Origin of the sequence: Mesorhizobium sp. M4A.F.Ca.ET.090.04.2.1, from assembly GCF_003999085.1 — a bacterium.
In the GTDB taxonomy this organism is placed as follows: Bacteria; Pseudomonadota; Alphaproteobacteria; order Rhizobiales; family Rhizobiaceae; genus Mesorhizobium.
Window position 1 is genome coordinate 1 of the sequence record NZ_RZOT01000347.1, and the last position, 6,471, is coordinate 6,471.

At 59.8% G+C, this 6,471-nt stretch carries 6 protein-coding genes; all 6 read left to right on the forward strand.

The window, feature by feature from the left end:
- Positions 1-2 precede the first annotated feature (2 nt).
- The 6 genes from EN781_RS22210 (at position 3) to EN781_RS22235 (ending at position 5,799) form a co-directional block, all read left to right on the forward strand.
- Complete coding sequence (locus EN781_RS22210) at positions 3-1,121, forward strand: ABC transporter ATP-binding protein (RefSeq protein ID WP_127400335.1); 1,119 nt, start codon at positions 3-5, stop codon at positions 1,119-1,121.
- Position 1,122: 1 nt separating this feature from the next.
- Entirely contained in the window at positions 1,123-2,073 is a 951-nt protein-coding gene (locus EN781_RS22215; RefSeq protein WP_091597853.1) for a sugar ABC transporter permease, read from the forward strand.
- Positions 2,073-2,906 carry a carbohydrate ABC transporter permease gene (locus EN781_RS22220; RefSeq protein WP_029354774.1) on the forward strand — a complete coding sequence of 278 codons (834 nt, stop codon included), beginning with the start codon at positions 2,073-2,075 and terminating at the stop codon, positions 2,904-2,906. The genes EN781_RS22215 and EN781_RS22220 overlap by 1 nt, the downstream gene beginning before the upstream one ends.
- Positions 2,907-2,949: 43 nt before the next feature.
- Positions 2,950-4,200: an ABC transporter substrate-binding protein gene (locus EN781_RS22225; protein ID WP_029354776.1), complete on the forward strand. Its 1,251-nt coding sequence runs from the start codon at positions 2,950-2,952 to the stop codon at positions 4,198-4,200.
- A 61-nt stretch (positions 4,201-4,261) separates the two neighbouring features.
- Positions 4,262-5,071: a phosphodiesterase gene (locus EN781_RS22230; RefSeq protein WP_127400336.1), complete on the forward strand. Its 810-nt coding sequence runs from the start codon at positions 4,262-4,264 to the stop codon at positions 5,069-5,071.
- A complete protein-coding gene (locus tag EN781_RS22235) occupies positions 5,068-5,799 on the forward strand; it encodes an HAD family hydrolase (RefSeq protein WP_127400337.1) in 732 nt (243 codons plus the stop codon). The genes EN781_RS22230 and EN781_RS22235 overlap by 4 nt, the downstream gene beginning before the upstream one ends.
- Positions 5,800-6,471: the final 672 nt, after the last annotated feature.

Here is a 6,471-nt window from a genome sequence, read left to right on the forward strand (position 1 = left end):
ACATCGGCAAGCGGTTTGGCGCGATTGATGTCCTGCGCGGCATCTGTCTAAGGGTTGCTGCGGGGGAGTTTGTGACACTGCTGGGGCCGTCCGGGTGTGGTAAATCAACGCTTCTTCGGATCATCGCGGGGCTGGAGCGTGCCGACCAGGGCCATGTGCGTGCAGGCGGCAGGGGGCTGGACGCGGTGGCGCCGAAGGACCGCGACCTAGCCTTCGTGTTCCAGAGCTACGCCCTTTATCCGCATCTGAGCGTGCACGACAACATTGCTGCCCCGCTGGTCATGCGTGAGCTAAGCAGCTTGGAACGGCTTCCTGTGATTGGCGCGCTGCTGCCCGGAGCCATCCAACGCAAACGCTCGATCCAGGAGCGGGTCCGGCAGACATCAGGGCTTCTCAAGCTCGACGCGCTGCTCGAGCGTCGACCGTCGGCGCTGTCGGGCGGGCAGCGCCAGCGCGTGGCTTTGGGACGCGCCATGGTGCGCAAGCCGAAGATCTTCCTGATGGACGAACCCTTGGCAAACCTGGACGCAGCGCTGCGCATCCATACGCGTGGCGAGATCGCACGGCTTCACAAGGAAATGGAAACGACGACTATCTTCGTTACCCATGACCAGGCCGAGGCGGCAGCGCTTTCAGACCGCGTCGCAGTCATCTTTGGCGGCGAACTCCGTCAGGTCGCAGCCCCTGCCGATCTCTATCGCGAACCCGTCGATCTAGACGTAGCGCGCTTCCTGGCGCAGCCATTCCTGAACGAGCTGGCAGTGGCCGCACCTATAGGCGGCGCGCTCATGATCGGCGGCAGCAGGATCATCATTCGCGATGCGCTCGGATCCGGGCTGGCCGGAACGCTGGCCTTCCGCCCCGAGCATGCGACCCTGGCTGAGAAGGATCATCCAGGAGCCCTGCCGGTTCGCGTCACGCGCATTGAGCACGCAGGGATCGACGCTCACGTCTTTGTCGATGCCGAGGCCGGCGCTCAGTTCGTCGCCCGCATTTCCGCCGAGCGCGCGCGATCACTGCGTGACGGCGACAATCTGGGACTGACCATCGACGCTGAACAGGCATGGTTCTTTCCTTCCAACGGCTCGCGCCAGCGTGGCGATCACAGCGGGGCAGCCTGACATGGCCTTAGCCAACGACATTCCGCTCAGTTCCTTAGCTCCGAACACTGCAGGCAGCTACCGGCCGGCTCGGGCCCAGGCGCAAGCTGGCATAATTCTGTCCGTGCCGGCGACGCTGTTGCTTGTTGCCCTTGTCATCGGACCCGCCATTCTTGTCTTCTTTCTGTCCTTCACGAATGCGTCGCTCGGCTTGGCCGGAATCCAATTCATCGGGGTTGCTAATTATACGCGCATGTTGACCGACCCTGGCTTTGCTCAGAGTCTGCGCAACACCGCGCTCTATGTGGCTGTGGTCGTGCCGACGGCAATCGGGTGGGGGCTGCTCGTCGCCGTTTTGATCGCTAGATCACGGTTCGCAGTTCTCTATCGAACCGCTTACTTTCTGCCCGTGGCTGCAAGCTTGGTTGCTCTCGCGACCGCGTGGGAAGCAATCCTGCATCCAAGTCTGGGTTTTGCCAACACGCTGCTGCAGCTCCTGGGCGCATCGCCCGTCAGGTTCCTGTCCGACCCGGCGACGGCCATATATGCGCTCGCGGCGATCGGCGTCTGGCAGTTGGTTGGCTTCAACATGATCCTTTTCCTGGCTGGCCTTTCGACCATTCCAGAGGAGCTCTACGAAGCTGCGACTATCGACGGGGCGGACAGGGGACTGAAGCGCTTCCTTCTGGTCACCTGGCCGATGCTGGCGCCAGTTACGGTGTTCGTCACCGTGATGACAATTATCCGCGCCTTTTCGGTTTTCGAAACGGTCGCGGTCCTCACACAGGGAGGGCCGATGAAATCTACCTCCGTCGTTCTTTACACTTTTTATGAAGAAGGTTTCCGCTTCTTCCGCGTCGGATATGCTTCTGCGATCTCCGTTTCCTTTTTTGTCTTCGTGACTTTCCTGTCGCTCGTCCAGATGCGCGTCTCCGAGCGTCGGGCGCGCTGGAAAGCAAATGGAGGCCAGTGATGATCCTGGGGCAATCTTCCTCTTCCCGCATTGTCTCGCATGCTGTGCTTGTCACCGGCGCGATCATCATGGTCTTTCCGTTTCTGTGGATGATCCTTGCCTCGCTGACGCCACAGAGCGAGATCTTTGACGGCAGCCTGCTTCCAACGCCGACCCTTCACGGCGCAATCGACAATTACGGCACTGCGCTCTCGGCAATTCCGCTGCTTCGGTTCATGGCAAATGGCTTTGTCGTGTGTCTGGCAATTCTTGTGTTGCAGATCGCGATCGCCATCCCATGCGGCTATGCGCTGGCCAAGCTGTCCTTCCCGGGCCGCCCTATTCTGCTTGTCGGCGTCCTGCTCGGCCTTCTGGTGCCGGTGCAGATACCAACCATCCCGATCTACATAGCCCTCGCAAAATCCGGACTGCTCGACAGCTATGCCGCTCTGGTTCTGCCCTGGATCATTTCGGTGTTTGCCATCTTCCTGTTCCGGCAGTTCTTCGTGACCTTTCCCGATGAGGTGCTCGACGCGGCGCGGCTCGACGGTTTCAGCGAGCTATCGATCGCCTGGCGGATCATGCTGCCAGCAGCTTGGCCGGCCGTCGTCTCCTTCTCGATCTTCTCTATCGTGGCCCATTGGAACGATCTTTATTGGCCAATGGTGGTGATAACCAATCCCGACATGATGACGGCTTCGCTCGGCATTGCCTATTTCCGGCAGGCCGGCGAGGGCGCCGGAAATGTCGGTGCGCTGATGGCGGGGGGCGTTCTCGTAACTGCTCCCTTGGTCTCTTTTTTCCTTCTCATGCAGAAACATTTCATCCGAGGTCTGGTGCTCGGCCGACACTAGCTCCGTCTCTAAAAACCCCCATCTCAAAACTCAGGAGAGCAATGTGAAAACAGTTGCAATGATCCTTGCTGCCGGTGTCGCAGCGGCAGCCATGCCAGCGCAAGCCGAGACGAAACTCAATGTCTATTACGCCTGGCCCGAACACGAAGTGATCCACAAGCCGATTGCAGACCGCTTCATGGCGGACCACCCGGAAATCAAGATCAGCTTCCGCGCTGCTGCGCCGAGTTATGACGAAGCTGTCCAGACGTTGATTCGTCAGAGCATGGCAGGCGAGTTGCCGGACGTTCACTATGTCGGCTTTAACGTGCTCCGTCCGCTCGTCACGCGCGGGCTCGTAAAGCCCATCGACGATCTCGTTGCCGCCGATCACCTGGCCGATAAGGGCTACACGGAACAAATCCTGTCTCTGGCAAGAATCGAGGGCCATCTGTACGGACTTCCCTTCGCCATGTCGACGCCGGTCGTTTATTACAATGCCGATCTCGTGAAGCAGGCGGGCGGCGACCCCGACAAGGTTCCGACCGATTGGGACAGCTTCGTCGCACTGGCCGGCAAGGTCGGTGCGCTCGGCAATGGAACGTCCGGCATGTATTACCAGCTCGGCTCGGACGACTGGGCCACGCAGAACCTGGTACGCAACTTCGGCGGCCAGATGATGAACGACAAGGAGAGCGACATCGCTTTTGACGGTCCTGCAGGCCAGGCTGCCGTCAAGCTGTTCAAGCGGTTCCACACCGACGGCGCTCAGCCGGCGATCGACTCCCATGCCGCCCGGCAGCTCTTCACCTCTGGCAAGCTCGGCTTCTTCTTCGCCTCTGCCGGCAGTGTGAGCGGTTTCGAAGGTGAAATTGGAGATCGGTTCAAGCTCCGCACAGCCAAGCAGCCGCTCGGCGCTGAAGATGCGACGATGCCGACGGGCGGCATGGTTGCGATAATCCTTACCGACGATCCCGCCAAGCGCGCCGCCGCCTGGGACTACGTCAAGTTCACCACAAGTCCTGAAGGCCAGAGCATTGTCGTGCCGAATACTGGTTATATGCCGACCAACACGCTTGCCCTCGACAAGGATCATCTCGCCGGCTTCTACGATAAGCACCCGAACTGGTACACCAGCGTGCTTCAGACGCCCCGCGCCCGCCCGTGGTTCTCCTGGCCTGGTGATAACGGCGTGCAGATCGGGGAGGTCCTCCGCGACGAGATGACGGCTATTGCGCTTGGATCCAAGGAACCGGAAGCCGCTCTCGCAGACATGGTGTCCGAGGTTCGCGCACTCCTGCCGAAAACGAACTGATCGCCTCGTCCGAGACGCTGCACGCTCCTGTGCGGCATCCCTCCCTTTTTCGGGATTATCCATGAAACTCATTCATCTGACCGACCCCCATCTTGTGCCGTTAGGCGCCATGCTCTTCGGCTTCGATCCTGCCCAACGGCTTCGCAAGACCATTGAGCGCATCAACCGCGATCACGCCGACGCCGAGCTTTGCGTCGTGACTGGCGATCTCACTGACGAGGGAGATTTCGCTTCCTATGTCCTACTTCGCGAGGTGCTGCAGGAACTGTGCGTGCCCGCCCGCCTTCTGCTCGGCAATCACGACAGCCGCGAGAATTTTGTTCGGGCGTTTCCTGGAGAGCCGCGCGATGAGAACGGCTTTATCCAGTCGGTTCACGACGGATCTGCCGGGCGCCTCATTTTTCTCGACACATTGGTGGAAGGTTTCGGTCATGGCTCCTTGGACGATGGTCGGCTCGAGTGGCTGCTGGCCCGGGTGGCCGAGGCGTCGGATGTGCGGGCCTACCTCTTCGTCCATCATCCGCTGCAGCCGATCGGCCTGCCGCATTTCGAACCCTGGAGCACCGAGAATTGGCGCCCGATCATGCAGGCGATTGTCAGCGCCGGCAATGTGCGGCACATTTTCCACGGCCATGTGCATGTCGATGTTGGCGGCACCTGGAGCGGCATCCCTTTCAGTGCAAACCGCGGCGTGGCGCATCAGATCATTCCACATTTCACGCGGAGAGACGCGGACTTCGTCGAGGATGCGCCCGCTTTTGACATCGCGATAATCGACGTTGATGGGGTCCTGGTGCATCGCTTCGAAGTTAGCGACCGACATGTGGTCGAGGTCTCCGCAGAAGGTTGGGTTCCCGAGGGCATGCAATGAATCAACAGGCCTCTTATGAACTGGTCATCTTCGATTGCGACGGCGTTCTGATCGATAGCGAGACGCTGGCAAGTCGAATCGATGCCGAAGAACTTACCCGCATTGGCTATCCCATGTCGTATTCTGATGTGATTCTGCGGTTTACCGGCCTTTCCTCAGCCACCATGCGGAAAATGATCGAAGAAGACTGGGGCCGCCCTCTACCCAGCGACTTCGACGTCATCGTGCAATCCCGGATAAAGGAAAGCTACCAGACGGAACTGCAAGCGATCAGCGGCATTGACCAACTCCTGCATCAGTTGCGATTGCCGCGCTGCGTCGCATCGAGCAGCGCCCCCGACAAGCTGCGGCTTGGTCTTGAACTGACGGAACTTTGGGCATACTTCCATCCCCACGTGTTCAGCTCCGCCATGGTAAAGGCCGGTAAGCCTGCACCGGACCTCTTCCTGTTCGCTGCCGCCCAGATGGGCACTAAGGCAGCGCGCTGCGTCGTTGTCGAGGACAGCATTGCAGGCGTTCGAGCCGGTGTGGCCGCGGGGATGATGGTGATCGGTTTCACCGCGGGCGGCCACTGCCACGACGACCACGGTCAACGATTGCTGTCAGCCGGCGCTGCGGTGGTCGCGCGATCAGCCGAAGAACTTAGCGTCCTGCTGATGACGAGCGAAGTCCAGCCCAATACAAAATGGGAGGAGGCGGACCCGGTGGCAGCAGGTGCCGTAAGGTGAACTGCAGCAGCTTTCCATCCACTCAACCCCACAAAAATGTCTTCCTATACCGACTGTCCCGGCGATTCCGTCCACTTGACATAAATCCGAACAAAGCTCCCTTGCATTCGATATCGGCGAAGTCTGACAGGCGGATGCGGCATGGGGCGGGCGCGCGCAAGCGACACTCAACGGTGTTCGACCGAGCTGCTCACAAATTACAATTGAGGGTCAAGAAGGAGCATTCGTGTCTGCGTGGGGGAACTCACCGGAGCTCGAAGCACAGGCCCGTGGCACCGTTTCGATGATGGACGAGTTACTTCATGATCAACCGAAAGCGATAGCGACCGAGGTCCCTTATGCGGCCCGAGCATTTACAACTCGCGACATTTATTGGCCGTTCGTCGGTCAACTGTTTGCTTGGAATCGAACACCTCGATCCGGGCGGCAGAGAGGGTCGACCCCTCACTGCTCACGGTTCGCTGTCAGACGCCTGGAATAGATGGTCACCACAACGACGGCAATCAAGTGGCCTGACGCAGCAGCGGTCTCTTGTCCCACTTCCTCCCAGGGTCGGGCCCAATCTGAGTGTGGAGCAATGCAGAAAATCATTCATATCACGGATCCTCATTTTGTTGCCCCTGGCAAGACGCTTTACGGCATCGATCCGGCGCAGAGATTGCGCGACACCTT

Bases quoted from the DNA above. Each gene is read 5' to 3' on its own strand.
- EN781_RS22215 (WP_091597853.1), top strand. From the start codon at position 1,123: ATGGCCTTAGCCAACGACATTCCGCTCAGTTCCTTAGCTCCGAACACT.
- EN781_RS22220 (WP_029354774.1), top strand. From the start codon at position 2,073: ATGATCCTGGGGCAATCTTCCTCTTCCCGCATTGTCTCGCATGCTGTG.
- EN781_RS22230 (WP_127400336.1), top strand. From the start codon at position 4,262: ATGAAACTCATTCATCTGACCGACCCCCATCTTGTGCCGTTAGGCGCC.
- EN781_RS22235 (WP_127400337.1), top strand. From the start codon at position 5,068: ATGAATCAACAGGCCTCTTATGAACTGGTCATCTTCGATTGCGACGGC.